The organism is Haliea sp. E17, from assembly GCF_048323675.1.
Lineage (GTDB): Bacteria > Pseudomonadota > Gammaproteobacteria > Pseudomonadales > Halieaceae > Mangrovimicrobium.
Genome location: NZ_JBLWFK010000002.1, coordinates 1,177,847 through 1,202,175, shown reverse-complemented (window position 1 = coordinate 1,202,175; position 24,329 = coordinate 1,177,847). Strand labels below are relative to the sequence as shown.

Here is a 24,329-nt window from a genome sequence, read left to right as displayed (position 1 = left end):
TCGATGGCGCGAGCAGGCTTCCAGTACCCCGCACTGCAGGACGGCAACGTGCCCGAGCGCCTGGTATTCGGTCACCGCAAGATCCTGCTGGTGCTGTTCGCGGTCGTGACAGTGTTGCTCGGCTGGCAGGCCAGCCGCCTGCAGCCGGACGCGAGTTTCGCCAAGATGCTGCCCCAGGGGCACCCGTTCATCCAGAACATGAACAGCCACATGCAGGACCTGCGCGCCGCGGGCGCCAGCCTGGAAGTGTCGGTCGCGGTGAAACACGGCGACATCTTCAACGACGCCTATCTCTCGACCCTGGGCCAGATCGCCGACGAGATTTTCTATATCCCGGGGGTCGACCGCAACGGCCTGAAAAGCCTGTGGAGCCCCGACGTCCGCTGGACCCTGGTCACCGAGGACGGCTTCGAGATGGGCTCGGTGATTCCGCCGGATTACGACGGCTCCCCGGCGTCACTGGAGGCGTTGCGGGTAAACCTGCAGCGCTCCGGCGTCATCGGTCGACTGGTGGCGGACGACTTCAAGTCCAGCATCATCGAGGTGCCGATCTATGACGTCGACCCGGCCACTGGCGAGCAGCTGAACTATCTCGAGTTTTCCCGCGACCTGGAGCAGCGGGTGCGCGAAAAGTTCGAGAACGGTAACATCAGCATCCACATCATCGGCTTCCCCAAGCTGATCGGCGATTTGCTGGAGGGCATCGGGGCGATATTCCTGTTCGCCGTGGTGACGCTGTCGATCACCTGCGTGCTGCTCTACATCTACACCCGCGACCTGCGCGCCACCGCAGCCCCGCTGCTGTGCTCCATCCTGGCCGTGGTCTGGCAACTCGGGCTGCTGCACCTGTTCGGCTTCGGGCTCAATGCCTATTCCATCCTCGTGCCCTTCCTGGTGCTCGCCATCGGCGTCAGCCACGGGGTCCAGATGATCAACGGCATCGCCCTGCAGTTGCAGGGCGACAGCGACCGGCTGCGCAGCTGTCGCCTGGCCTTTCGCAGCCTCTACCTGGCGGGCATGACCGCGCTGATTTCCGATGGCATCGGTTTTATCACCCTGCTGGTGATCGATATCGGCGTCATCCGCGAACTGGGTATCGCCGCCAGTATCGGCGTGGCGTGTATCATCTGCTCCAACCTGCTGCTGTTGCCGGTGCTGATGTCCTTTATCGGTATTGGCGACCGGGGCATTCGCCGGATGCGGGTTGATCCCGGGCGCCGTAACGCCCTGTGGTCGCTGCTGTCGCGGTGCGCGACGCGCAAGGTGGCGCTGGTCTCGCTGCTGCTGGCCGCGCTGGGCTTTGCGGTGGGCGTCGTCGGCGGCCTGAACATGAAAGTCGGCGACCTGGACGCGGGCGCCCCGGAATTGCGGCCGGACTCGCGCTACAACCTGGATAGCGCCTTCATCACCAGCAACTACGCGGTGAGCACGGACATCCTGGTGGTCATGGTGGAGACGCCGGTGCAGGGCTGCGGCCTCTACGAAAACCTCCGGCTGATCGACCGGTTCGACTGGTTCATGGAAAACGTGCCCGGCGTACAGTCCGCGGTGTCCATGGCGGACGTGGTCCGGCTCACCGCCATGGCGCTCAACGAGGGCAACCCGCGCTGGCAGACACTGTCGCGCCGCCAGCGTGCCCTCGACGGCGGCGTTGCCAATGTCCCCTCCGCGCTGATGAACCGGGATTGCAGCCTGGCCCTGGTGGTGCTGTTCCTCGAGGACCACAAGGCCGATACCCTGCAGCGGGTGGTCGATGCGGTGCACGCCTTCGCCGGGGAATACGGGACCGACCAGGTCCACTTCAAGCTGGCCGCCGGCAACGCGGGCATCGAGGCCGCTACCAACCAGGAGATCGGCCTGGCCCAGAAGGAAATCCTGGTGCTGGTCTACGGCGTGGTGGCGGCGCTGGTGTTCCTGAGCTTCCGCAGCATTGTCGCTTCCATCTGCATTATCGTCCCACTGGGCCTGACCTCGGCGCTGTGCCAGGCGCTGATGGCCTGGCTGGGCATCGGTATCAAGGTGGCGACCCTGCCCGTGGTGGCGCTCGGTGTCGGTGTCGGGGTGGACTACGGTATCTACATCTACAACCGCCTCACCGGCTACCTGCGGCGTGGCCTGCCGATGCAGGAGGCCTATTACCAGGCCCTTTCCACCACCGGCAGGGCGGTTGCGTTCACCGGGCTGGCGCTGGGCGTGGGCGTGGTTCCGTGGATCTTTTCTCCCATCAAGTTCCAGGCCGACATGGGCATCCTCTTGACGTTCATGTTCCTCTGGAACATGGTCGGGGCCCTGTGGCTGTTGCCGGCACTGGCCCATTTCCTGATCAAGCCCGCACCAGCGGCGTCGGGGGAGCGCGAACATGAATAATCCCGGAAGTCGTATCGCACTGGCGCTGGCCGTCGTTGCCTGCGCCGCACAGCCAGGCGCGGCGCTGGCGCTGTCCTACGACTACGGCGACTGGCTGTTCAACGTCGATACCTCCCTCACCGCCGCCATGCAGTGGCGCACCGAGTCCCGCGACAAGCAGGCGCTGGACGATCCCCTCGATCCCTACCGCAACCTCGACGACGGCAACAACAACTTCGACCCGGGGCTGGTCTCCGCCAAGGGCAGCTTTATCCTGGAACTGGGTGCCGTGTACGGCGACCTGTCGTTCTTCCTGCGCAGCGACGGCCTGTACGACTACGTCTACGAAAATAAAAACTCCGATATGTCAGCGCGGCACTATGCGACCTATAACGGCGCGATACCCAACGGCGGGCAGGTGCAACTCGGAGACTACCCGAAGGGCACCCTCGACGAGCATGGCCAGCGCCTGCGCCTGCTGGAGGCCTTCGTCAACTACCAGTTCGAACTCGGCGAGCGGCTGGGCAGCCTGCGGGTCGGCAGCCAGCTCATCGCCTGGGGCGAGGCGACGATTTACCAGGGCGTGAACACCATGCAGAACCCCATCGACGGCGGCGTCGCGCTGTCGCCGGGGGTGGAGGCCAAGGAGATCTTCCTGCCTACCCCTGCGGTGGACCTGAAATACGACCTCACCGACGGTCTCAGCGCCGAGGCCTACTACAAGCTGAAGTGGGCCAAGACCACCCAGCCCGGGGTGGGCAGTTTCCTCAGTACTTCCGACTTCACCGGCCCGGGCGCGCAGCGTATTCTCCTCGGCAGCGCGGGCGCGGGAGAGGTGCGCAGCGCGGACAAGCCCGGCAATGGCGGCCAGTGGGGAGCCGCCCTGCGCTACCTGACCGAGGGCGGCACCAACTTCACCCTCAGCTACAACAACAATCACGCCAACGCGCCCGGCAGCCAGATCGTCTTCGATCCGCTCAATGGCAGTTACACCCGCGAGGTCTACCTCAAGGACATCGAGTTCTGGCAGTTCAGCGTCGCCACCAATCTTGGCGAAGCGCTGGTGTACGCGGATTTCGCCTACTCGGACAACGCGCCCTTCATCGACCAGACCCGGTACCTCAATGAGCGCCGGCAGCTGGTCGCGGCCGACGTGAGCCGGGCCACCTACCGGCAGCTGGTGGTGGGCATGACCGACGTCTACACCGCGTTTCCCTGGCTCTCCCGGCAGATCGCCCTGACCGCGGAACTGCTCTACCAGGACAACAGCGTGGGCGAGGGGGACAAGACCGGCACGCCCTACATCGCCACCGACGACGCCTGGGGCTACCAGGCGCTGGCGATCCTCAAATACTTCTCCGTGCTGCCGGGCATGGATGTGGATGTGACCCTGAGTTTCCGCCAGGACGTCGACGGTTATGGCTCCGCTGCGCTCAAGAACAACCTGATCGAGGGGCAGAAGTGGGCCTCGCTCGGCTTCAATGCCGTCTATCTCACCAACTGGGAGTTCGCGGCCAAGTACTCGTTCTATTTCGGCAACGATGATCGCGACGAACCCGTGCTCAGCGACCGCGACAACCTGGCGCTGAGCGTGAAGTACAAATTCTGACCAGAGGAACGCGCCATGCGCTACAGATTCTGCAAACTCGCCGCCGCACTCGCTTTGCTGCTGGCCCCGGCACTGCTGCAGGCCGGGGTGTCCGAGGAGGAGGCGCAGCGGTTGGGCGGGGACCTGACGCCCTTCGGCGCCGAGGCCGCCGGCAACGCCGATGGCAGCATTCCCCCCTGGACGGGACAGTGGCTGGGTGTACCTCCCGGGCTGGAATACCAGGGGCCGGGGTCCAAACCCCCGAATCCCTATGCCGGCGAGCAACCGCTGTTCTCGATCACTCCGGAGAATTACTCGCAGTACCGCGAGCACCTCTCGGATGGACAGATCGCCATGTTCGAGCGCTATCCCACCTTCCGCATGGATATCTATCCCTCGCACCGGGACTTTGCCTTCCAGCCGCGCATGGTTGAAAAGGCCGCGTGGAACGCCCGGCACACGGAACTCAGCAGCGACGCCGAGGCGATCAGGCATTACACCGGGGGCATCGCCTTCCCGATCCCCGCCGGGCCGGAAGAAATCCTGTGGAATACCCGCACCAATTACTGTCATGCCACCATGGGCGGCGTTTCCGAGGGTTGGGGTGTGTTCTCCAACGGCGAGCGCGCCCACGAGGCCAACGACTACGTCCAGTCCATCCCCTTCAATAACCCGGACAACCCCATTCCCACTACCGAGGAGGTGGTGGGTGAATATATCTCCTTCGCCTACGGTGCACGGCTGGCGCCGCCGCGGCAGAAGGGCGAGGTGACCGTGGCGCAGGAACCCATCGACTACAAGAACAGTTCGCGCAACGCCTGGCAGTACCGGCCGGATACGCGCCGCGTGCGCAAGGCGCCGGCCATTGGCTACGACAACCCCGATGGCCCCGGCGGCTTGCAGACCATCGATGACCACGAGGGTTTCAACGGCGCGCTGGACCGCTTTACCTACACCCTGGTGGGCAAGCGGGAAATCTACATTCCCTACCACGACTACGCCTTCAACGACCCCTCGACGGGCGACCTCGACAGCCGCCTGACCATCAACCACGCCAACCCGGATTACCTGCGTTACGAACTGCACCGGGTCTGGGTGGTGGAGGGCAACCTGGCCCCGGGCAAGCGCCACGCCTACAGCAAGCGCCGCTGGTACATCGACGAGGACAGCTGGAACTTTGTCCTGTCGGAGAATTTCGACAGCCGCGGCAATCTCTGGCGGGTCGGCTTCTTCACCTCGGAATACCAGTACGACGTCCAGTGCTACGTCAAACACACGGTGATGTTCCACGACCTGCCTTCCGGCCATTACATGGCGCGCTGGGTCACCCTGGAGCGCGACGAGGTCGACTACACCATGCCCTACCGGGACAAGAGCTATTTCACGCCGGAATACCTGCGCAAGAGTGTGCGGCGCTAGGGCCTCGCGAGGAGTTCGGCCAGTCCCTGCGGGTCGGGGCGCTGGCGCTAGGGCGGGGTAGCCAGCGGACGGCTCAGGCTGATCGCCCCGCGCACCTCGCCCAGGCTGTAGCCGGTGGCGGTATCGTCCGGATAGTACTCGTGGAGGGCCTGCCGCACCGGCTGGCTCAGTTCCGCGCCGTGGCAGACCAGGCACAGGGGTTCCACCAGCTGGGCCTGCATGTAGCGGTAGTGGCCGCCGGTCTCCTCACCCAGGTAGAGGGTGTCTGCCGTTTCGCCCTGCGCCTGGCGGCGTCCGAAATCCTCCAGCACCTGGCGTTCCCAGGGATCGGGCGAGGCGCGGCTGGCGTTGCGCACCTGCAGGCTGACCCGCCGGACCTGCCAGCCGGAAGAGGCGCTCAGGGCGTCGGCGATTTGCGGCGCGATGTCCGCGCAGACAGCGATGGCGCCGGCCGGCCCGGCCGACTGCAGGGCCCCCTTGAGCTGCGGTTTCAGGGTCGCGACAAACTCCGCCGCCAGTGCGCGCGCCTCGCTCTCGGGATTCTCGCCAGCCACACTGGCTGCCGGGGCCACCAGTGCGGCGATCAGGAGGGAAAGAAGTCTGGCGTGTTGCATCGGGGTGGCCGGACGGGGCAGGGCGCCGCCGTTACCAGCGCCGGACCCGCCCCGTATCGATATGGATGAAATCGGACTGGGCGTAGTAGCCCACGCCGCCGGCCTGCAGCGACAGGGCGCTGTCCCGCAGTTGCGCCAGGCGCACCCCGGGCAGGCGGATGTCGATGGCCTTGCCCTGCATGTGCAGGCTCTTGACGGCGACGCCGCTACTGGCGTTGTGCAGGCTGGCGTTGGTGGCGGGTGAACGGTAGCCGGAAATGATCTCGAAGGGGCGCTCGACCCCGCTGGCGCGCTGCAGCTGGTACATCTGGTCCAGCAGGTCGGTATCGATGCTGTGGACATCCCCGGTGCGGTGATCGCGCAGGAACTGGTTGACCTGCACCAGTACCTCCGGGCGCAGGGCGCCATCCGCCCAGTACGCGGCCTCCAGGGATTCGCCGGTGTGCAGGTTGTGCATGGCGACCAGTCGCTGGCCGGAAGCCGCAGCGGCCCTGGCAAGGGTGGGGAGGCCGGTGCTGGCAAGGGCCGCTCCCGCTGTGAGTCCGCGCAGGAAATGCCGGCGGTTCAGGTGTCGTTTCATCGGCGCAGTCCTCGGGCACCAGGTGATTCGGGAAAACCACAACCCGGCCGGCTGCGATTCGCGGTAGTGGCCCATGGTACTACGTGTCGCGCCGCGGGTGAATCAGCCCTCACCACCCTCCGTTGCGCCGCAATCGGGGTCCGCCGCGGGGGCGGCGAGGCGGGCCGCCAGCGGGCGGTCGCGGGCGTAGATGTCCTCGGCGAAGTGCAGCTCCCCGCTGGCGCTGTCAATCCAGGTGGTTAGGTAGAGGAGGTAGAGCGGCACCGGTTGCGGCAGGAGGATATTGCGGTTTATTCCGCTGTCGACCAGGGACTGCAGGTAGTGATCGCTCCAGCCCTCGATGTTCGCGAACAGCCACAAGGCGAGGTCCTGTGCGGTCTGTACCCGAATACAGCCGGAGCTGAAGGTGCGCACTTCGCGCTGGAACAGCTGGCGGTCCGGCGTATCGTGCAGGTAGATCGAAAAGTCGTTGTCGGACAGGAACTTGATGCGTCCGAGGGCATTTTTCGGCCCCGGTTCCTGGCGCAGGTAGTAGGGGAAGTGCCGGTTGCGCAGGGCTTCCCAGTCCACCTGTGCGGGGTCGAGTTCGGCGGCACCCGGGGACCAGTTCGCGAATATCCGGATCTGGCGCGAGGCCAGGTAATCGGGATTGCGAATCTGGGCCGGCACCAGGTCCTTGCGGGCAATACTTTCCGGCACGTTCCAGTAGGGATTCACGGTGATCCCCCTGATCGCGCTGACCATTGCCGGCGTGGAACGCTGCGGGCGCCCGACAATGACCCGCATATCCAGCTCCCGCTCGCCATCGCGCACCGCCTGCAGTTCGAAGGCCGCGGTGTTGATCAGCACATAGCGCTGCGGCCACTGGCGCGGCAGCCAGCGCCAGCGTTCGAGATTCAGCTGGATCTCGCCGATACGCCCTGCCAGGGGCACGTTCAGCGCAGCTGTCGTGCGTTTGCCGACCAGACCATCGGCGACCAGGGTATGCAGGCGCTGGAAGCGCAGTACAGCCTGCTCCAGGGGCGTGTCATAAGCCTGGGGGTCGCCGACTGCCCGCTCGCTGGCATAGCCCTCGGCTCGCAGGCGCTCCCGCAGGGCCAGGATTCGCTGGTCGCGGTCTCCCGGGCGCAGGGTGGGGCCCGGGGGCAGGGTGGGCCAATCGCCCTGCCGTGCCAGTTCGCGGTAGTGCAACAGGGCTGCCTGCAGCTGTGCGTACACTGCACCGGGCGGGGCCAGGCGCTGCAGCAGTGCGGCCAGATCGGGACTGGACGGTGCGCTGTCGAGAATGGGGGCGATATCCAGCTGTGACACCGGAATGTGCCATTCCGGGTCCACGCTCGCCGGGTCGGTACGGCCCTGGTAGAGGTCGAGTGCCAGCTGCGCCAGGGCGTCGGTGAGCAGCAGGTCGAGGCGCGCCTGGTCGCTGTCCTGCTGCGCTGGCCACAGCCGGTCAATCCCGGTCAGGTGGTAATTACGCGGATCGAGGCCGTGGGCGCTGCTGGCAGCGATGGCCTCGCGCAGTGCCAGCGCCTGCGCAGTCATCTCGCCGCTGGTGCCCTGCCAGGCGGGCAGGTAACCCCGCCGCTGGTAGAACGCCTCTACGGCGCCGGTCGCCGCCCTGCTTGCCGAACCGGGCCAGGCTTCCTGCGCGGGAGCGGTGAGGGCGCGGCGGATTTCTGCCGCAGTATCGGCCCGGGCCACCGGCACGATTGCGATTGCCAGCAGGCAGGCTGTCACGGCCAGGCACCCGAGCCTGCTGCGCCACCCGCTTCCGGTGGGGATGCTGGCGGAGCTCGCCAGGGTCATTGCACAGTTCTGTCGGTCAGAGTACACAGGTGAATTTGCCGGGTGCCTGTCGGTTCGTCGGGTCCGCCCAGTATAGTGCCTGGCGGACGGTTCCGGCCCGCTGCCCGGTCGCCGCAGCCGACCGCTCTGAACTGGCGCCAAGGCAGTTTATACTGTTGTTATGTATACACTGTGAGTCGCTGGATGAAAAAGCAGAACAAGCCGGAGCCCGCCGCAACCGACAAGGCGACGCTGCCACTGACCCTGCGCCGGGTGGGTATCGATACCTACCGCGAAAACGTGGCTTATTTGCACCGCGATTGCGAGATCTACCGCGCCGAGGGTTTCCAGGCGCTCTCCAAGGTGGAGGTGCGCGCCAACGGCAAATGTATTCTCGCCAGTCTTAACGTGGTGGACGATGCCGCCATCGTCGCCTGCCAGCAACTGGGTCTGTCGGAGGATGCCTTCGTGCAATTGGGGGTGGCCGACGGGCACGCGGTGACGGTGTCACAGGCGGAACCGCCGCGCTCGATCCCGGCCCTGCACCGCAAGATCGACGGCGAGCGCCTCAACCACGAGGACTTTGCCGGCATCGTCGAGGACATCGCCAACCACCGCTACTCGAAGATCGAGCTGACCGCCTTCGTGGTGGCCTGCAACCAGGGCGAGCTGGACCGGGAGGAGGTGTTCTACCTCACCGATGCCATGAGCAATGTCGGCCGACGCCTGGACTGGCACGAGCACCCGGTGGTGGACAAGCACTGTATCGGCGGTATCCCGGGCAACCGTACATCCATGCTGGTGGTGCCGATTGTCGCTGCCCATCACATGCTGTGCCCGAAAACCTCTTCCCGCGCCATTACTTCCCCGGCGGGCACGGCCGACACCATGGAGGTGCTGGCCGCGGTGGAAATGCCCTTCGAACAGCTCAAGGAGATCGTACACCGGCATCGCGGCTGCCTGGCCTGGGGCGGTACCAGTGATCTTTCCCCGGCCGACGATGTCCTGATCTCCGTGGAGCGGCCGCTGTCCATCGATTCCCCGGGACAGATGGTCGCCTCGATCCTGTCGAAGAAAATTTCCGCCGGCTCCAGCCACCTGCTGCTGGATATTCCCATCGGCCCGACCGCCAAGGTCCGCTCCATGCCGGAGGCGCAGCGCCTGCGCAAGCTGTTTGAATTTGTCGCCGGGCGCATGGGGCTGGTGATCGACGTGGTCATCACCGATGGCCGCCAGCCGATCGGCAGTGGCATCGGCCCGGTGCTGGAGGCGCGGGATGTGATGCGGGTGCTGGAAAACCATCCGCAGGCGCCTGCGGACCTGCGCCAGAAAGCCCTGCGCCTGGCCGGGCGCATGCTGGAGTTCGACCCGGATGTGCGCGGCGGTGACGGTTTTGCCATCGCCCGGGATATTCTCGATTCCGGCCGCGCTTTGCAGAAAATGCGCGCAATCATCGAAGCGCAGGGATCAAAGAATTTCGACCCGGAGAAGCCCAACCTGTCGCCGCTGAGCTTCGAGGTGCAGGCGGCGCAAGCCGGGACGGTGGTGGGTATCGACAACCAGCAGGTGGCGCGTATCGCCCGCTTTGCCGGGGCGCCCAAGGCACCGGGGGCCGGCGTCGACCTGCTGGTGAAACTGGGCGACACGGTCGCGGCTGGCGATACGCTGTACCGGGTGTACGCTGCCTATCCCACGGAGATGGCCTTCGCCCGCCAGGCCTGCGACAAGTCCAGCGGTTACACCATCGGCGCGGCGGAGCAGGTGGCCCAGGTGTTCGTGGAGTTCTGAGGATGGCACTGCTGGTCTACAGCGAGGATGAAGCGCCGGCCGCCGAGCGCCTGGCGCGTGCCAGCGGCCTGGCCTGCGCGGCCTACCAGGTCCATCGCTTCCCCGACCAGGAGTTGCGACTGGCCCTGCCGTTTGCCGAGGGCGATGCGCTGCCGCAAACACTGGTGGTCTACCGCAGCCTCGATCGCCCCAACGACAAGTTGATCGAGCTGCTGCTGATCGCCCGTCACGCCCGCCAGTTGGGAGTGTCCAGCCTCCTGCTGGTCGCGCCCTACCTGGCCTATATGCGCCAGGACATCGCCTTCCATCCCGGCGAGATCGTCAGCCAGAAAGTGATCGGGGCTTTCCTCGCCGAGCTGTTCGACGGTGTGATCACGGTCGATCCGCACCTGCACCGTATCCGCGAACTGAGCGAGGCGATTCCCGGGGAGCACGCCATCGCGTTGCACGGCGCGCCGCGGCTGGCGGAACTGATCGGGCGCCGGCGCGACGAGCCCCTGTTGATCGGGCCGGATGCGGAATCCCGGCAGTGGGTGGAGATGGCGGCGAGCCAGCTCGGCTGCGATTACGGCGTCTGCAGCAAACAGCGCCACGGGGACAAGCAGGTCGAGATCGCGCTGCCGGATATCGCGGTCGCCGGGCGCCAGGTCGTATTGATGGACGACGTGGCCAGCTCGGGGCGCACCCTGGCCCGGGCCTGTGAACTGCTGTTGCAGGCAGGGGCGGCGTCGGTGGATGTCGCCGTTACCCACGCCCTGTTCGCCGGCGATGCACTGGAGGTGCTGCGCGCGGCGGGGGTGGGGGAAGTCTGGAGTACCGACTGTATCAGCCACGCCAGCAACGCCATCGACATGGCGCCGGTGCTCAGCCAGGCACTGCTGCCGCTGTTGCAATAGGGGATTATTGGCAGGGCGGACTATTCACATGAATGATACGGTTTACGGCGCCCGGGCCATTTTCCTGCGCATGTAGGCAATCTGCTGGGCCAGCGGCAGTTCCTTGGGGCACATGTCCTCACAGCCGAGCAGGGTCATGCAGCCGAACACCCCGTCCTCGCTGCCCAGGACTTCGTAGTAGGCCGCGTCGTCGCGATCATCCCGCGGGTCGATGTGGAAGCGGGCCAGCTGGTTGATGCCCACCGCGCCGACAAACTCGGGATGCATCTGCGCGGTGCCGCAGGCGGCGATACAGCAGCCGCACTCGATGCAGCGCTCCAGTTCGTAGATTTTGTCCGCCACCGCCGCTTCCATGGGTTCTTCCATGGCGCAGAAGTCGCGCTCCGCTTCCTGGCTGTGAATCCAGGTTTCCAGGCGCTCGCTCATCTGCCGCATCCACTTGCCGGTGTCCACCGACAGGTCGCCGATCAGCTCGAAGCCGGGCAGGGGCGCCAGGGTGATCTCCGCTGGCAACTGGCTGGTCAGCGTACGGCAGGCGAGCTGCGGCCGGCCGTTGACCAGCATGCCGCAGCTGCCGCAGATGCCGGCGCGGCAGACGAAATCGAACTGCAGGCTGGGGTCGAGGTTCTCGCGGATTTCGTTGAGCAGGATGAACAGGGTCATCGATTCCGCCTCTTCGATCTCGAAGCGCTGCAGCGCCGGCTGCGACGCGGGGTCCTGCGGGTTGTGGCGCAGGATGCGCACGCCGAGGCGGCGCAGGGTGCCGCCGCCGGGTCCGTCGAGGTTTTTCAGCGGGATGCGATTCAAGTGGAAGCCCCTGTGCTGGTGGTGGGTCGGCCTGCCTCGTCCTCGCCGAGCCGCGCGTTGCGCCCGCGCAGGGTTTCCGGCAGCAGGTCGGTAAAGGGCATCAACGCGCGCTGGCGGGCGAAGCGGTCGCCGTTTTCATGGCGCGCGTTGACCGCATCGACCTCGGCCTGGCGCGCTGCGCTATCCGGGTGTTCGATGCGCTCCTTCGCGCCATAGCCGCGCCAGCCCGGGGGCAGTTCCATCCTCGCGATATCCAGTGGTTCGTAGTCGAGCCGGGGACCGTCGTCGTCCCGCATGTTCCAGGTCGCCAGCGTGCGGCACAGCCAGTTGCGGTCGTCGCGCAGCTGGAAATCCTCGCGGAAATGGGCGCCGCGACTCTCTTCGCGCGCCAGGGCACCGCGGGCGATGCACAGGCTCAGGCGCAGCATGCTGTTCACCCGGTAGGCCGCGACCAGTTCCGGGTTGTTGCCGCGCAGCGCGCTGTTCACGCGGATGTTGCGCGCGCGCTGGCGCAGCGCGATCAGGCCGTCCACCGCCTGCTGCAGCCGCTCGCCGTTGCGGAAGATGCCGACATTGCGGCTCATCAGTTCCTGCATCTCGCGCCGGATGGCAAAGGGGTTCTCGCTGCCGCCGCTGTTGCCATAGGCGGCGAGGCGCCGGGCCTGGGTGTCCTGTGCGTCCCGCAGCAGCGCGGTGGAGACATCGATGGCGGCGCTGTCCGCGACGGCGTCCGCCATGTATTCCCCGACGATCATCCCGGCTACCACGGTCTCCGCCACCGAGTTGCCGCCGAGGCGGTTGAAGCCGTGGATATCCCAGCAGGCAGCTTCGCCGGCGGCGAACAGGCCCTTCAGCTGTGGCGATTCCCCGGTGTGCCCGGTGCGCACGCCGCCCATCGAGTAGTGCTGGCAGGGGCGTACCGGTATCAGGGAGGTGACCGGGTCGATGCCGAGGAAGTACTCGCAGATCTCCTTCACTTCCCGCAGTTTGCCCTCGATATGTTTCTTGCCGAGCAGGCGGATGTCCAGCCACAGGTGCTCGCCGAAGCGGCTCTGCACGCCCCGGCCCGCGTGGATGTGGTGTTCCATCCAGCGGGAGACCACGTCGCGCGAGGCGAGCTCCTGTTTTTCCGGTTCGTAGTCCGGCATGAAACGGTGTTCGTCGCGATCGAGCAGCAGGCCGCCGTCGCCGCGGCAGCCTTCGGTGACGAGAATCCCCGCGGGGAAAATCCCGGTGGGGTGGAATTGCACCGCTTCCATGTTGCCGAGCGCCGCGACACCGGTCTCCAGCGCGATGGCCGTCCCCATCCCTTCGTTGATCACCGCGTTGGTCGTCGCGCGGTAGAGCCTGCCGTAGCCGCCGGTGGCGATACAGGTTACCCGGGCGACATAGGTCAGCAGTTCCCCGGTGACCAGGTTGCGCACCACGGCGCCGTGGCAGCGCTCGCCGTCGTGGATCAGCGAGATGGCCTCCATGCGCTCGTGCACCGGGATGTTTTCCGCGATCGCCTGGTTGCTCATGGTGTACAGCATGGAGTGGCCGGTGCCGTCGGAGACGAAACAGGTCCGCCACTTCTGGGTGCCGCCAAAGTTGCGCGCGGCGATCAGGCCGTGGGCGTCTTCCCGTTCTTCCACCACCACCCGCTTGCCGTTGATCACGTGTTCGTGGCCGCCGCGCTCCACCCGGCCCCAGGGTACGCCCCAGGCGGCGAGTTCGCGGACCGCCTTCGGCGCGGTATGGACGAACATCCGCGCGACCGCCTGGTCGCAGCCCCAGTCGCTGCCCTTTACCGTGTCCGCGAAGTGCACATCCTCGTTGTCGCCCCAGCCCTTGTGGGTATTGCCCAGACTGGCCTGCATGCCGCCCTGGGCCGCAGCCGAGTGGGAGCGCTTGGGCGGCACCAGGCTGAGGACGATGGCCTCGAAGCCGCGGCGGCGCACGCCGATCGCGGCGCGCAGGCCGGCGAGACCGCCGCCGATTACCAGGGCGTCGGTATAGATCGTCTGCATCGCGCACACCTGGCGGTCGTGGATGGTTCGAAGTCACTCATGGACGGTATTGCCCTCCTGCCAACCCGGCACGTAGCGTTCCCCGGCGCGCTCCGCGTGCGCCGCGCCGATTTTCATGTAGGCGGCCAGGGTGGCCAGTCCCAGCACCAGGAAAAATGCGGTGAGCGCCCACTTGATGCGCTGCAGGCGCCGCCGGTTGCGTTTGGGATTGTCGCCCAGGAACAGCCCCCACTTGATCACCAGGCGGTAGATGCCGATACCGGCGTGCAATTCGACGGCGAACAGCATGACCAGGTACAGCGGCCACAGCATGCCGGTCCACACCCGGTCCGATGAGGCGTAGGGACCGATGTCGGCGGGATGCATCGCCAGCTGGTAGAGATGCACCGGCGCCAGGAACATCAGCGCGAAACCGGTCACCACCTGCACGTACCAGAGGGTGGTGTCGCCGTGGCGCAGGCGGCCAATGTGGCTGTGAATGCTGTGGTACTGGCTGGCGCTGTGGGGAAAGCGGCGCAGGGCAAGCAGGGCGTGGATGGCGATGATGCTGAAGACCAGGATGGCGAAAGCGCTGACCAGACCGGGGTAGGATTGGCCAAACAGTGGCTCGCCCTCGAACAGGCGGGCCACCCGGTACATGGCGTCCTTGCTGACCAGGATGCTGGAGACCAGGAACATGTGCGCCCACATGAACAGCACCAGGAACAGGCCGCTGGCTCCCTGTACGACGTCGACGATGACCGGCCAGCGTCTTTGGTTCACGCGACGCCCGGTAACAGCGGGTATGGGCCGGCTCTTTGCATAATTGAAAACAGGTGCCCCGGATGGTTGTCCCTGGCCATCAACTATAGCAGTTGGTTACCGGGAAAGAACCGGCATGGGAGGCGCGGCTGGTGTGGCCGTAGAGGGGGCGGACAACTGTGGTACAGGCGGGCAGGCGCTGGAATTGTTTCAGGCGGGTTGTTCAATCCAGCGTGCCCGGGGCTATACTGGTCGCCAGGGTTGCAAGGGACTGTCTGGCCCCAATCGTCCACGGATGCAGTTGCCATCGGTTTGCGGAGAGCGAGCGATCATGAATATCGACAGGCTGGTGTTTGCGTTTGCCGGAACGTTTATCCTGCTGAGCCTGCTGCTCAGCCAGGTGCATTCCGTGTACTGGCTCTGGGTGACCGCCTTTGTCGGCGCCAACATGCTGCAGGCTGCCTTCACCGGTTTCTGCCCCCTGGCCATGATCCTGCGCAAGTTCGGCAGGCAGCCCGGCTGCGCGTTCTCCTGAGCCTTCGCCGCGTTAACCGATCGACCCTATGACGCATCCCCTGGATCGCCTGGTCGGCTATGCGCTGGGCGGCGGCTTACCGAAACTCATTTTCGTTGTCGGCGTTCTCGCCGGCATCCTGTCCCTGCTTTACACACCGCGCGAGGAAGAGCCGCAGATTGTCGTGCCGATGGTCGACGTACTGGTGCAGGCTCCCGGTCTCAGCGCGCAGCAGGTGGAGCGGCAGGTCACCATTCCGCTGGAGAAACTGCTGGCGCAAATCCCGGGGGTGGAACACGTCTACTCGACATCCATGACCGGGAGGGCCTCCGCTACCCTGCGCTTCTACGTGGGTGAAGACCGCGAGGACTCGATACTCAATACCTACAACAAGCTTTACTCCAACGCCGACCAGGTGCCACCAGTGGTCGCCGGCTGGGTGGTGCGCCCGGTGGAAGTGGACGACGTACCCATCGTCATGCTCGGCCTGTGGAGCGAGGATGCGCAGCGCTACAGCGATTACGAGTTGCGCCGCATCGCCGATGAACTCTCCACCTTCCTGCAGGGCATTCCGAGCACCAGCCAGGTCAACGTGGTCGGCGGCAGGCCGCGCACCCTGCGCATCCTGCTCGACCCGGAGAGCCTGGGCGCGCGGCAGACCACCGCCCAGGACATCGTCGGCGCGCTGGCGGTGTCCAATGTCCTGCATGAGGCAGGGGGCTGGGCGCTGCACAATGATTCGATCGCGCTCGAGGGCGGCGACGTACTGCGCTCCACATGGGAATTGAACAGTCTCGTCGTCAACGTGATCGACGGTGTGCCGGTATACCTCAGTGATGTCGCGGCGATCGTGGACGGGCCCGAGGAGGCCGACAGCTACACCTGGATCGATTTTACGGCGGACCATCCACAGGGCGAGATGAGCGACCGGCCGATGTTTGCGATCTCGGTCGCCAAGCAGCGCGGCAGCAACGCTGTCAGCGTGGCGCGCGACGTACACCGGATGGTCGAGGAACTGAAGGCGCAGCTGTTGCCGCCGGAAATACAGGTGGAAGTCCTGCGCGACTATGGCCAGACCGCCAACGAGAAAGTGAACAACCTCGCCAGCAGCCTGGGCTTTGCCATTTTCACCGTGGTGGTTTTCGTCGGGGTGTTCCTCGGTTGGCGACCGGCGGTGGTGGTCGGCCTCGCCGTGCCCATCTGCTACGGCATTACCCTGGCGCTGGATATGGCGCTGGGCTACACCATCAACCGGGTCACCCTGTTTGCCCTGATCCTGTCGCTGGGCCTGCTGGTAGATGACCCGATTACCGGCGTGGACAACATCAGCCGCTTCATGGCGCGCAAGAGCCTGTCGCTGCAGCAGCGGGTGGTAGGGGCGATCGCGGAGATTCGCATTCCGCTGGTCATGTCGACCCTGACCATCGTGGTGGCTTTCCTGCCGCTGGCCTTCATCAGCGGGATGATGGGGCCCTACATGGCGCCGATGGCCTTCAACGTCCCGGTGAGCGTCATTACCAGTACGCTGGTCGCCTTCCTGGTGACGCCCTGGCTGGCCAGCCGGCTCCTCACCGAACCGCTCACCGATGATGAGGCGCCGCGGCCGGGGGCGGACCTCTACCAGAAACTGATGGCCCCCCTGCTGGACCACCGCGGGCGGGGCAAGCTCCTGCTCTGGGTAGTGGGCCTGCTGTTCGTTGCCACCGCCATGCTGCCTGTGCTGCGCATGGTGCCGCTCAAACTGCTGCCCTTCGACAACAAGAACGAGGTGCAGGTGCTGGTGGATATGCCCGAGAGCGCGAGTCTCGAGCGCACCAGCGCCGTGGTGCGTGACATCGCGGCGGAACTGCACCGCGTGCCGGAAGTGCGGGCGATCGCCGCCTTCGTCGGAACCGCGTCACCCATCGACTTCAACGGCCTGGTGCGCCGCTACTACATGCGCGAGGGACCGCAGTTCGGCGAACTGCGCCTGACCCTGGCGGACAAGAGCGAGCGCAGCCACCAGTCCCACGCGCTGGTATTGCGCCTGCGCCAGTTGCTGGCGCCCTACAGTCGCGATGGCGTGAGCATCAAGGTGGTCGAGGTGCCTCCGGGCCCGCCGGTGATGAGCACCCTGGTCGCGGAGATCTACGGCGAACCGCTTACGCCCTATGCAGCCCAGAAGGACGCCGCCCGGCAGTTGATGGCGCGGCTTGCCCGGGAGGCCCACGTGGTGGAGATCGATTCCACCATCGAGGCCGACCGGCAGCGATTGCGCTTTGTCACCGATCGCCAGAAGGCGGCGCTGTCCGGGGTGTCCACCGACGACATCGCGCAGACCCTGGCCATGGCCAACGCGGGCTATATCGCCGGCTACCTGCAACTGGAGCGCGAATCCCGCCCCCTGCCGATCGAACTGCGCCTGCAGCCGACCCAGCGCGTGGCGCAAAGCGATTTTGACCGACTGCTGGTGCGCGGGCGCCAGGGCGTGGCGAAAACCAGCACCGCGCAGGGCCTGGATGTCGCGCCGCAGCCGCTGGTGGCGATTGGCGAGCTGGGCGAATTCGCAACCGGCCTGGCGGACCAGGCCATTCACCGCAAGGACCTGCGCCCGGTGGTTTACGTAACCGCGGAACTCAATGGCCGCACGCCCGCGGAGGTGATTGCCGACGTGCATGCGGACCGCGGTGCGGCCGCAGGGGAGGGGGGGCACTGGAAGAACCGGACATTCCTCGGCAGCGGTGCGGGCGATGGCTGGCGCATGCCCGCGGGCACCGAGCTGTCGTGGACCGGGGAGGGCGAGTGGCGGATCACCGTGGACGTGTTCCGCGACATGGGCCTGGGCTACGCCTTCGCCCTGGCCGCGATATTTTTCCTGTTGCGGGTGCAGACCGGTTCCACCTCGCTGTCGCTGATCATCATGCTGGCGATCCCGCTGACCGTCATCGGCATCATGCCCGGCTTCTGGATGACGAACCAGGTCGGTGAGCGCGTCGTCGCAGGGGCGCCGGACCCGGTGCTGTTCACCGCGACGGCGATGATCGGCATGATCGCGCTCGCGGGGATCGTGGTGCGCAATTCGCTGATCCTGGTCGAATTCATCACCCAGGCGCGGGCGGCCGGCGCGACTATCCGCGACGCGGTGCTGCAGGCGGGGTCGGTGCGCATGCGCCCGGTGCTGCTGACGGCGGGCACCACGCTGCTCGGCAACCTGGTGATTATTCTCGACCCGGTATTTTCCGGGCTCGCGCTGGCTATTATTTTCGGTATTGTCGCCTCAACCGCGTTTACCCTGGTGGTGGTTCCCGTCGTTTACCTGCTGGTATACGGCGCACAGGACAAGCTGGCAGAGAACCCCGGGCTGCCGCCGGAGGAGTCCAAGTAATGAAAAAATTGATGTTGCCGCTGCTTGCCCTGGTTGGCCTGGTCCTGGTGGTGGCGTGGATGGCCGGTACCTTCAGCGAGCGGATCGAGCCGGCCCTGGCGCCCCCGGCCGACGTGTCGATGGAGGGGGCGTTTCCCGTTGTCAGTGAAATCGCCGCCTACAGTGAGCCGGTGCCCGCGTCGGTGGAAGCCAAGGAGACCACGCTGATCTCCTCCCGGCTGCTGGCCCGCATCACCAGCGTCGAGGTGCGCGCGGGTGACCAGGTGGAGGAAGGGCAGTTGCTCCTGACCCTGGAGAAAAAGGACCTGCTGGCGCGCGCGCAGCAGGCGCGGGATCGCATCCGAGCCGTGGAGGCACGCCTCACCGAGGCGCGCGAGAACCTGCGGCGCGCAGAGGAATTACACCAGCGCGGCCTGATCGCGATCGCCGATCGCGACGCGGCGCGTGCCGACGCCGCTTCGCTGGAGGCGGAGCTCTCCTCCGCGCGGCAGGCCCTGGAGGAGTCCGAGGCGGCGGTTGCCTTCAGTGAAATTCGCTCGCCCATTGCCGGGCGGGTGGTGGACCGCTTCGCGGAACCCGGGGATACCGCGTCCCCCGGGGCCAAGCTGCTCTCCCTCTACAATCCCTTTTCGCTGCGGGTCGAGGCGCGCGTCCGGGAGCAACTGGCGCTGTCGCTGCAGACCGGTACGGAACTGGAGGTTGAAATTCCCTCGCTGGGCCGGACCTACACGGCAAGGATCGAGGAAATCGTGCCCGCGGCCGATCCCGGCTCGCGCAGTTTCCTGGTCAAGGCCCTGCTGCCTTCGGAAAAATCGCTGATGCCCGGGATGTATGCGCGGGTCCGGGTACCGGCGGGTGAACGGGAACGCCTGCTGATTCCCGCTGACCGGGTCGCCCGCGTCGGACAGCTCGACGTAGTCTGGGTGGCGGAGCAGGACAAGGCGGTGCGCCGCTTCGTGCGCCTCGGCCGACCCTCCGGCGAGGGCATGCTGGAAGTGGTATCGGGGCTCTCCGCGGGCGACGCCGTATTGCCGGTTCCCCTGCAGTAAGCAGCTTGCCCCGGCGGACGGCCTTGCAGCCGCTGGCAGTGCGCCGGGTGACTCAACTGGGGAAGCGGTCGATGACCGCCACATTCTCCCGTTCCTGCGCGCTGGGGTCCGCTGTATCGCCTGGTGCTGTATCGGCCATCTCTGCGTTTCTCCGCTTTATTATGTGGTCAGGGATTTCGCTTTTGGCAACAGGCAGGAAATTGCAAAGCCGCCTATCAATACCCAGATTATGAGTTCGAATCCACTTACGTAGGTACCGGTGCTGTCGTACAGGTGGCCGCCCAGTGGCCCGGGAATTACATTGAAGACCATCAGGATCAGGGCCATGCCCCCCTGGGCCTTGCCGAAGGCACCCGGCCCGAAGGCTTCGCCGATCAGGGTCGCCCACACCGGCATGATCCCGCCCACGGCAAGCCCGGTCAGGGCAACGACCAGGGGCAGGTAAGCCGGGAAGTTGAGCTGCAGGTAGACGCCCAGGGCCATCACAATACAAATTGCAGAGAACACCCGGCGCGGACTGAACCTGTCGTTGAGCCAGCCGGCGAGGAATTTGCCGACAAAGGCGGCACCGGAGTAATAGGACAGCAGTAGGGCACTGGAAGGCACGGACATGCCGGTCTCCCTGGCAAAGGGAACCAGGTAGGTGATCAGCATGATCGATGAGAAGTTAACCGTCGCCATGGCCAGCGCGATGATCCAGAAGTCGCGGCGACGCAACAGGTCATTGAAACCCAGGGCGACAGCATCCTCCTGTGCACCTGCCTGCGCGGACGCGGCAGCGTCGGCAGGTGCGATACCGTCGGGATACTGGCCCAGGTCCGCGGGTTTGCTGCGGGCGATAAACCAGACGGAGGGCACCAGCGTGAGGGTGACAAAGGAACCCAGCAGGAACATGGTTATCCGCCAGTCGAAGTGGGTCAACAGTTCGGCGGCAATCGGGGGAACCAGGAAACCGCCGAGGGACATGCCCGCGGCAGAGACGCCGATGGCGAAACCGCGCCGCCGGTTGAACCATTGCACCAGCAGGGCGTTGGCCGCGACAAAGCCGATCATCGACGAACCGCAGCCCAGCAGCAGGGAACAGGCCAGCGCAGCCTGGAACAGTGTCGTCGCCTGGGACAGGGCGAAAAACCCCAGGGCGAAGAGGATAGAGCCCATGGTCATGATGACGCGGACGTGGCCCCGGTCGATGAAATAACCGACCAGCGGGCTGAGGATGGAACCCATCAGGATGAAGATGGCGGGTGCCCAGCCGAGTTGCCCGGGCGTGGCGGAGAAGGCCTGCGCCAGGGGTTCAATAAAAATCCCGATCAGCGAGATGGTGAAACTGGAGGACACCATCTGACCCAGTGAGGTCAGGTAGAGAATTTTCCAGCCGTGAAAGGACCCGCCAGAGCGACTGGTCATTCGCTGCAACTCGGCGTGTCCCAGGCCATTTTCAGGCTGTCCGGACCACGGATGACGATGCCGCTTACCGCGACCTCCTCCAGCAGGCGGTTGGTGACGCGCATCGGGTATTTGCGGGCGAAGTCGTGCATCAGGTCCATTTCGCCGCGCGGCAGCAGTTCATCGAGCAGTTCCTCGGCGACCGAGATCAGCCGTGCTGACGTCCGGAACCCGGGGGTCGGGGAGCGGGATTTCCATTAACACCTCAAGCGGGAATACAAAAACTTATGGTTATTCAGTTCCCGGATACTACAGGCTTTGCGGAAGCCCTACAAAATTAAGCCGTGTTAATGTGTCCTGGACTGCGTGTTTCAGGTCTGGATTACGCCTACACTCAGGGCCTGAAAGCGCAGTTTGCCGGATCGGTGGTGGTCGCGCGTGACCTGGGGCGGTACTGAACCTTAGCGGGGCCCCATCGCCGGGATTAGCCGGGCATGGCGTGGTCTGCGGTTCGTGCACTACACTTTCCCGGGAACCCTCGCGCACAGGAAAGTACCCATGACCCTATTGCCCGGAAGCAGAATTTACCGCCCCAGCATTTTACTGCGAAGCCTGGCGATAGCCGGTATTTTATTCCTGGTGTTTACAGCCGCGCGCGCCGGCAGTGCCCCGCGCATGGAAACAGTGCCCGACTCCTGCGCAGCACTGACGGAGTTGCTCGCCAGAAACCTGCTCGGCCAGGAGGTGAAGTCGACAGCCGCCACCGAACACCTGCCCACGTTTTCCAGTGCCTGTGAATATTCGGGCAACGGCCCAGGTGGACACAAGGTCAATTTCACCTTCAAGTTCATGATGCAGGAAATGTTCGATGTGGCCGTGTTGCCGCAGGAGCAACTGGATTTCAATGTAATGTTCGCCACCGGGGGTGTACCGGCCAGCGAGAAACTGGCGGACCCGGGACTGGTCAGTTATGTTATACAGGACCGGGATCGCACCACGCTGCTGATGCTGCCGGGCATCAGTGGCCCCGATGAGGTGCTCGGCGCACCCTCGGTGCTGGTCGCTACTTTCCAGCTGAAAAATAGCGACCTGGGCCCGGAGCGGCGCCGCGACCTGTTGCTGGAAGAGGCGCGCAAGCTCGCCCGGGAATGGGGCGCCGCCTGAAGCCCTGGCGCGATTGCTACGCCGTCCAGCGGGGCAAACGCGCCTTATTCCAGTCGCATACGCTCCAGGATCACGGCCAGTTCGCCGCTGGCTTCAGCCTCGGCGAGCCGCTGCCGGGTTTTTTCCACATCTTCCGGGCTTTGCTCGCTGAGCAGGAAGCGCAGCGGTTCGTCGCGGAACACGGCCTTGTCGGCAACGTACAGCTTGTTCACCCGCATGATGCCCTTGAGCGACTCGACGTACTCGGCGCCGCGTTCGGAATAGCGCAGCAGGCCGTCGGCGAGTTTCATTGAGTCGAAGGGCTCGCCGGCGGCGCGCATTTCCGCGCGCAGCTTGCGGAAGTCCTCGTAGGCGGGGTGCGTCATCAGGTTGATGAAATACCCGCGCACGCTGTCGAAGGGCCATTCGAAGGCCTTGATCTGGTAGTCGCCCTTGCTTGCGGTACGCTGCTCACGCGGTTTGATCCCCTCGCCCTTGTAGGTCCACTGGCCGAACAGGGAGTTGCCCTGGGTGGCGAAACGGGATGTGCCGTAGCCGCTTTCGTAGGCGGCCTGGCCCAGCGCGAGACCTGCCGGCACCGTATCCATCCGGTAGAGCAGGGCGTCCAGGAACTCTTCCATTTTATCGTGATCCGCCTGCAGGGCCTGGGCACTTTCGATATCCATGCCGGGGAGCAGGGGAGCGAGGCGCTGGATCAGCGCCAGGCTCTCGGCAGACAGGCTGCCATCGGCCTCATACTCTTTCTTCGCCTGCAGCAGTCCCTCGCGGAAGGTCGTGGCCATGTGGTTGGCGTGCATCACCAGTGGCAGCATCAGGCGGAAGAACAGCTGTTTCTTCACCGGAACTGGCAGCGTTGCGGAAAACTCGCTCCAGGACGGGTGGATGGCGGTGATGATGATGTGAGGCACGGTCAGCGGCTGTTCGGGGTCGATCTCGCCCCACCAGTTTTCCGCCTCCAGCCAGGGAACCAGCTCTTTCTGGCCGTACAGTACAACGACTTCCGGGATTTGCGCCGGCGCAGTGGTTGCCGCTTGCGCCTGTTGTTGGGCGGGCTCTTCCAGCGTGTTGTTCGCGGTGGGTTCCGGTTCCCTGGAACAGGCCGACAGCAGCAGTATGGAGATTGCCGTGGTAAGGAAAAAAGCCGGTTTTTGCATGCGTATCAGGTTCATGGTGTCCTGTGCTTAATCGATGATCCAGGGTTGTGAGTACCAGTAGAAGCGGCCGTTTTGCCCGCTGACCGCGGTACAGTTATAACGTGCCCGGCCAGGTGGCAGGGGATGCACAGCTTGTACGAGAACGCGTTCTTTTTCCACCTGTACCGGTGTTGCGCCCTGGCCGGAGACAAAGCAGTTGACCCGCGCGGCATCCGCTGCCCGTGCAAACTGCAGCAGCAGTACCGGGCGGGTAGTATCGCCGTCGAGGACGATGTCGTCGAGCGCCGGCCCCTCCGGGTTGCGGAAAAGGACAGGCTCCGTGCCGGGCGCCAGGGGCATGGGCAGGCTGTTTACCTTGGTCGCGAAATCCTGGCGGTCGCCGAAGGAGCCGCCGAAGGGGAACCGGGGCAGGACACGCAGGTCGCTGAACACTGCCAGGGGGCCGGACTGCTGACCAAAACCCGCGTAGCCCAGCGAGGCGACAAGCTCCAGCACGTCCTTGTCATATTCGCCGTAGGGATAGGCAAACAATCTGGGGCTGTCGCCGGTTTCCGCGGTGATACGCTGCTGCGCGACGGTGATTTCGCCGCCGATGCGATCCAGCCAGGCGGCCTGGTCCTCCCCGGACTGGCGTTCCAGCAGGTGCGGGTGGCTGACGCCGTGGTTGGCGATGGTTGCGCCCGCCGCCTTCAGTTCGCGGAGCTGTTCCCAGCTCATGTAGAGGGGACGGTTCTGGTCGTGGGGTTCGGTGTTGACGAATACGGTAAACGGCCAGCCCCTGGCCCGCAGCAGCGGCCACGCGGTGTCGTAGATGGAGATATAGCCGTCATCGAAGGTGATTGCCGCCGTCCGGTCGGGCAGCGGTTGTCCCGCGCGCAGGGCGTCCACCAGTTCCTGCAGCGGCACGATGTTGAATTGCGCATCCTGCAGGTAGTCGAGGTGCATGGCAAAGCGCGCAGGCGAGGTGCTGGTGCTGGCCGGGGTGTCGTCGCTGATATGGTGGTACTGCAGGACCACCGCCGCCTGTAACAGCGGGGTCAGCAACAGGAACAGGAAACGACAGGCCAGGCGGTGCTTCACGGGCGCGGGTCTCGGCAGTACGCTGCATCAATGTAGCGCGCCGCC

Annotated in this window: 19 protein-coding genes; 9 read left to right on the top strand and 10 right to left on the bottom strand. The window is 65.4% G+C overall.

Features of this window, described 5'->3' with window-relative positions; translation table 11 throughout:
• The first annotated feature begins 3 nt into the window (after positions 1-3).
• Genes ACNKU3_RS08420 through ACNKU3_RS08410 form a run of 3 tightly spaced genes read left to right on the top strand, consistent with a single transcriptional unit; the run spans position 4 to position 5,353 of the window.
• Positions 4-2,367 carry an efflux RND transporter permease subunit gene (locus ACNKU3_RS08420; protein ID WP_418258969.1) on the top strand — a complete coding sequence of 788 codons (2,364 nt, stop codon included), beginning with the start codon at positions 4-6 and terminating at the stop codon, positions 2,365-2,367.
• The gene (locus ACNKU3_RS08415; protein WP_418258968.1) at positions 2,360-3,955 is read left to right on the top strand and encodes a DUF1302 domain-containing protein; all 1,596 of its coding nucleotides are present in this window, start codon (positions 2,360-2,362) and stop codon (positions 3,953-3,955) included. The genes ACNKU3_RS08420 and ACNKU3_RS08415 overlap by 8 nt, the downstream gene beginning before the upstream one ends.
• 15 nt (positions 3,956-3,970) lie before the next feature.
• Positions 3,971-5,353, top strand: coding sequence for a DUF1329 domain-containing protein (locus ACNKU3_RS08410; RefSeq protein WP_418258967.1), 1,383 nt, complete (start codon positions 3,971-3,973; stop codon positions 5,351-5,353).
• A 47-nt stretch (positions 5,354-5,400) separates the two neighbouring features.
• Here ACNKU3_RS08410 and ACNKU3_RS08405 read toward each other — a convergent pair whose 3' ends face one another.
• The 3 genes from ACNKU3_RS08405 to ACNKU3_RS08395 all read right to left on the bottom strand — a co-directional run bounded on the left by ACNKU3_RS08405 (position 5,401) and on the right by ACNKU3_RS08395 (position 8,284).
• Positions 5,401-5,967, bottom strand: coding sequence for a Tll0287-like domain-containing protein (locus tag ACNKU3_RS08405; protein WP_418258966.1), 567 nt, complete (start codon positions 5,965-5,967; stop codon positions 5,401-5,403).
• A 31-nt stretch (positions 5,968-5,998) separates the two neighbouring features.
• Positions 5,999-6,547, bottom strand: coding sequence for a DUF882 domain-containing protein (locus tag ACNKU3_RS08400; RefSeq protein WP_418258965.1), 549 nt, complete (start codon positions 6,545-6,547; stop codon positions 5,999-6,001).
• Between the two features lie 102 nt (positions 6,548-6,649).
• Positions 6,650-8,284, bottom strand: a complete 1,635-nt coding sequence (locus ACNKU3_RS08395) for a L,D-transpeptidase family protein (RefSeq protein WP_418258964.1) — start codon at positions 8,282-8,284, stop codon at positions 6,650-6,652.
• Positions 8,285-8,536: 252 nt separating this feature from the next.
• Here ACNKU3_RS08395 and ACNKU3_RS08390 point away from each other — a divergent pair, with 252 nt between their 5' ends.
• Together ACNKU3_RS08390 and ACNKU3_RS08385 are read left to right on the top strand one after the other, a co-directional pair.
• On the top strand, positions 8,537-10,120 hold the full coding sequence (locus ACNKU3_RS08390; RefSeq protein ID WP_418258963.1) for a thymidine phosphorylase family protein: 1,584 nt from the start codon (positions 8,537-8,539) through the stop codon (positions 10,118-10,120).
• A gap of 2 nt (positions 10,121-10,122) precedes the next feature.
• Positions 10,123-11,016 (top strand): ribose-phosphate diphosphokinase, encoded by an 894-nt coding sequence (locus tag ACNKU3_RS08385; RefSeq protein ID WP_418258962.1) that lies wholly within the window; start codon positions 10,123-10,125, stop codon positions 11,014-11,016.
• 42 nt (positions 11,017-11,058) lie between these two features.
• Here ACNKU3_RS08385 and ACNKU3_RS08380 read toward each other — a convergent pair whose 3' ends face one another.
• The 3 genes from ACNKU3_RS08380 to ACNKU3_RS08370 are packed head-to-tail and all read right to left on the bottom strand — an operon-like array spanning position 11,059 to position 14,594.
• The gene (locus ACNKU3_RS08380; protein WP_418258961.1) at positions 11,059-11,823 is read right to left on the bottom strand and encodes a fumarate reductase iron-sulfur subunit; all 765 of its coding nucleotides are present in this window, start codon (positions 11,821-11,823) and stop codon (positions 11,059-11,061) included.
• Positions 11,820-13,832: a fumarate reductase flavoprotein subunit gene (locus ACNKU3_RS08375; RefSeq protein ID WP_418258960.1), complete on the bottom strand. Its 2,013-nt coding sequence runs from the start codon at positions 13,830-13,832 to the stop codon at positions 11,820-11,822. The genes ACNKU3_RS08380 and ACNKU3_RS08375 overlap by 4 nt, the downstream gene beginning before the upstream one ends.
• A 33-nt stretch (positions 13,833-13,865) precedes the next feature.
• Positions 13,866-14,594: a fumarate reductase cytochrome b subunit gene (locus tag ACNKU3_RS08370; RefSeq protein ID WP_418258959.1), complete on the bottom strand. Its 729-nt coding sequence runs from the start codon at positions 14,592-14,594 to the stop codon at positions 13,866-13,868.
• Between the two features lie 310 nt (positions 14,595-14,904).
• Here ACNKU3_RS08370 and ACNKU3_RS08365 point away from each other — a divergent pair, with 310 nt between their 5' ends.
• From ACNKU3_RS08365 to ACNKU3_RS08355, 3 genes are read left to right on the top strand one after another with little or no spacing between them, the layout of a single operon-like run.
• Positions 14,905-15,108, top strand: a complete 204-nt coding sequence (locus ACNKU3_RS08365) for a DUF2892 domain-containing protein (protein WP_418258958.1) — start codon at positions 14,905-14,907, stop codon at positions 15,106-15,108.
• Positions 15,109-15,136: 28 nt separating this feature from the next.
• Positions 15,137-18,451: an efflux RND transporter permease subunit gene (locus ACNKU3_RS08360; protein ID WP_418258957.1), complete on the top strand. Its 3,315-nt coding sequence runs from the start codon at positions 15,137-15,139 to the stop codon at positions 18,449-18,451.
• Positions 18,451-19,500 carry an efflux RND transporter periplasmic adaptor subunit gene (locus tag ACNKU3_RS08355; RefSeq protein ID WP_418258956.1) on the top strand — a complete coding sequence of 350 codons (1,050 nt, stop codon included), beginning with the start codon at positions 18,451-18,453 and terminating at the stop codon, positions 19,498-19,500. Before ACNKU3_RS08360 ends, ACNKU3_RS08355 begins: the two co-directional genes overlap by 1 nt.
• A 159-nt stretch (positions 19,501-19,659) precedes the next feature.
• Here the strand turns inward: ACNKU3_RS08355 and ACNKU3_RS08350 are convergent, their stop codons facing one another.
• Both ACNKU3_RS08350 and ACNKU3_RS08345 read right to left on the bottom strand, forming a co-directional pair.
• The gene (locus ACNKU3_RS08350; RefSeq protein ID WP_418258955.1) at positions 19,660-20,907 is read right to left on the bottom strand and encodes an MFS transporter; all 1,248 of its coding nucleotides are present in this window, start codon (positions 20,905-20,907) and stop codon (positions 19,660-19,662) included.
• The gene (locus ACNKU3_RS08345; RefSeq protein ID WP_418258954.1) at positions 20,904-21,038 is read right to left on the bottom strand and encodes a hypothetical protein; all 135 of its coding nucleotides are present in this window, start codon (positions 21,036-21,038) and stop codon (positions 20,904-20,906) included. Before ACNKU3_RS08345 ends, ACNKU3_RS08350 begins: the two co-directional genes overlap by 4 nt.
• Positions 21,039-21,561: 523 nt before the next feature.
• On the opposite strand from ACNKU3_RS08345, the gene ACNKU3_RS08340 reads away from it, so the two are divergent.
• Positions 21,562-22,050: a hypothetical protein gene (locus ACNKU3_RS08340; protein WP_418258953.1), complete on the top strand. Its 489-nt coding sequence runs from the start codon at positions 21,562-21,564 to the stop codon at positions 22,048-22,050.
• Between the two features lie 44 nt (positions 22,051-22,094).
• Here the strand turns inward: ACNKU3_RS08340 and ACNKU3_RS08335 are convergent, their stop codons facing one another.
• Entirely contained in the window at positions 22,095-23,219 is a 1,125-nt protein-coding gene (locus tag ACNKU3_RS08335) for a glucosaminidase domain-containing protein (RefSeq protein WP_418258952.1), read from the bottom strand.
• Positions 23,220-23,231: 12 nt separating this feature from the next.
• Complete coding sequence (locus ACNKU3_RS08330) at positions 23,232-24,284, bottom strand: polysaccharide deacetylase family protein (RefSeq protein WP_418258951.1); 1,053 nt, start codon at positions 24,282-24,284, stop codon at positions 23,232-23,234.
• Between the last annotated feature and the right edge of the window lie 45 nt (positions 24,285-24,329).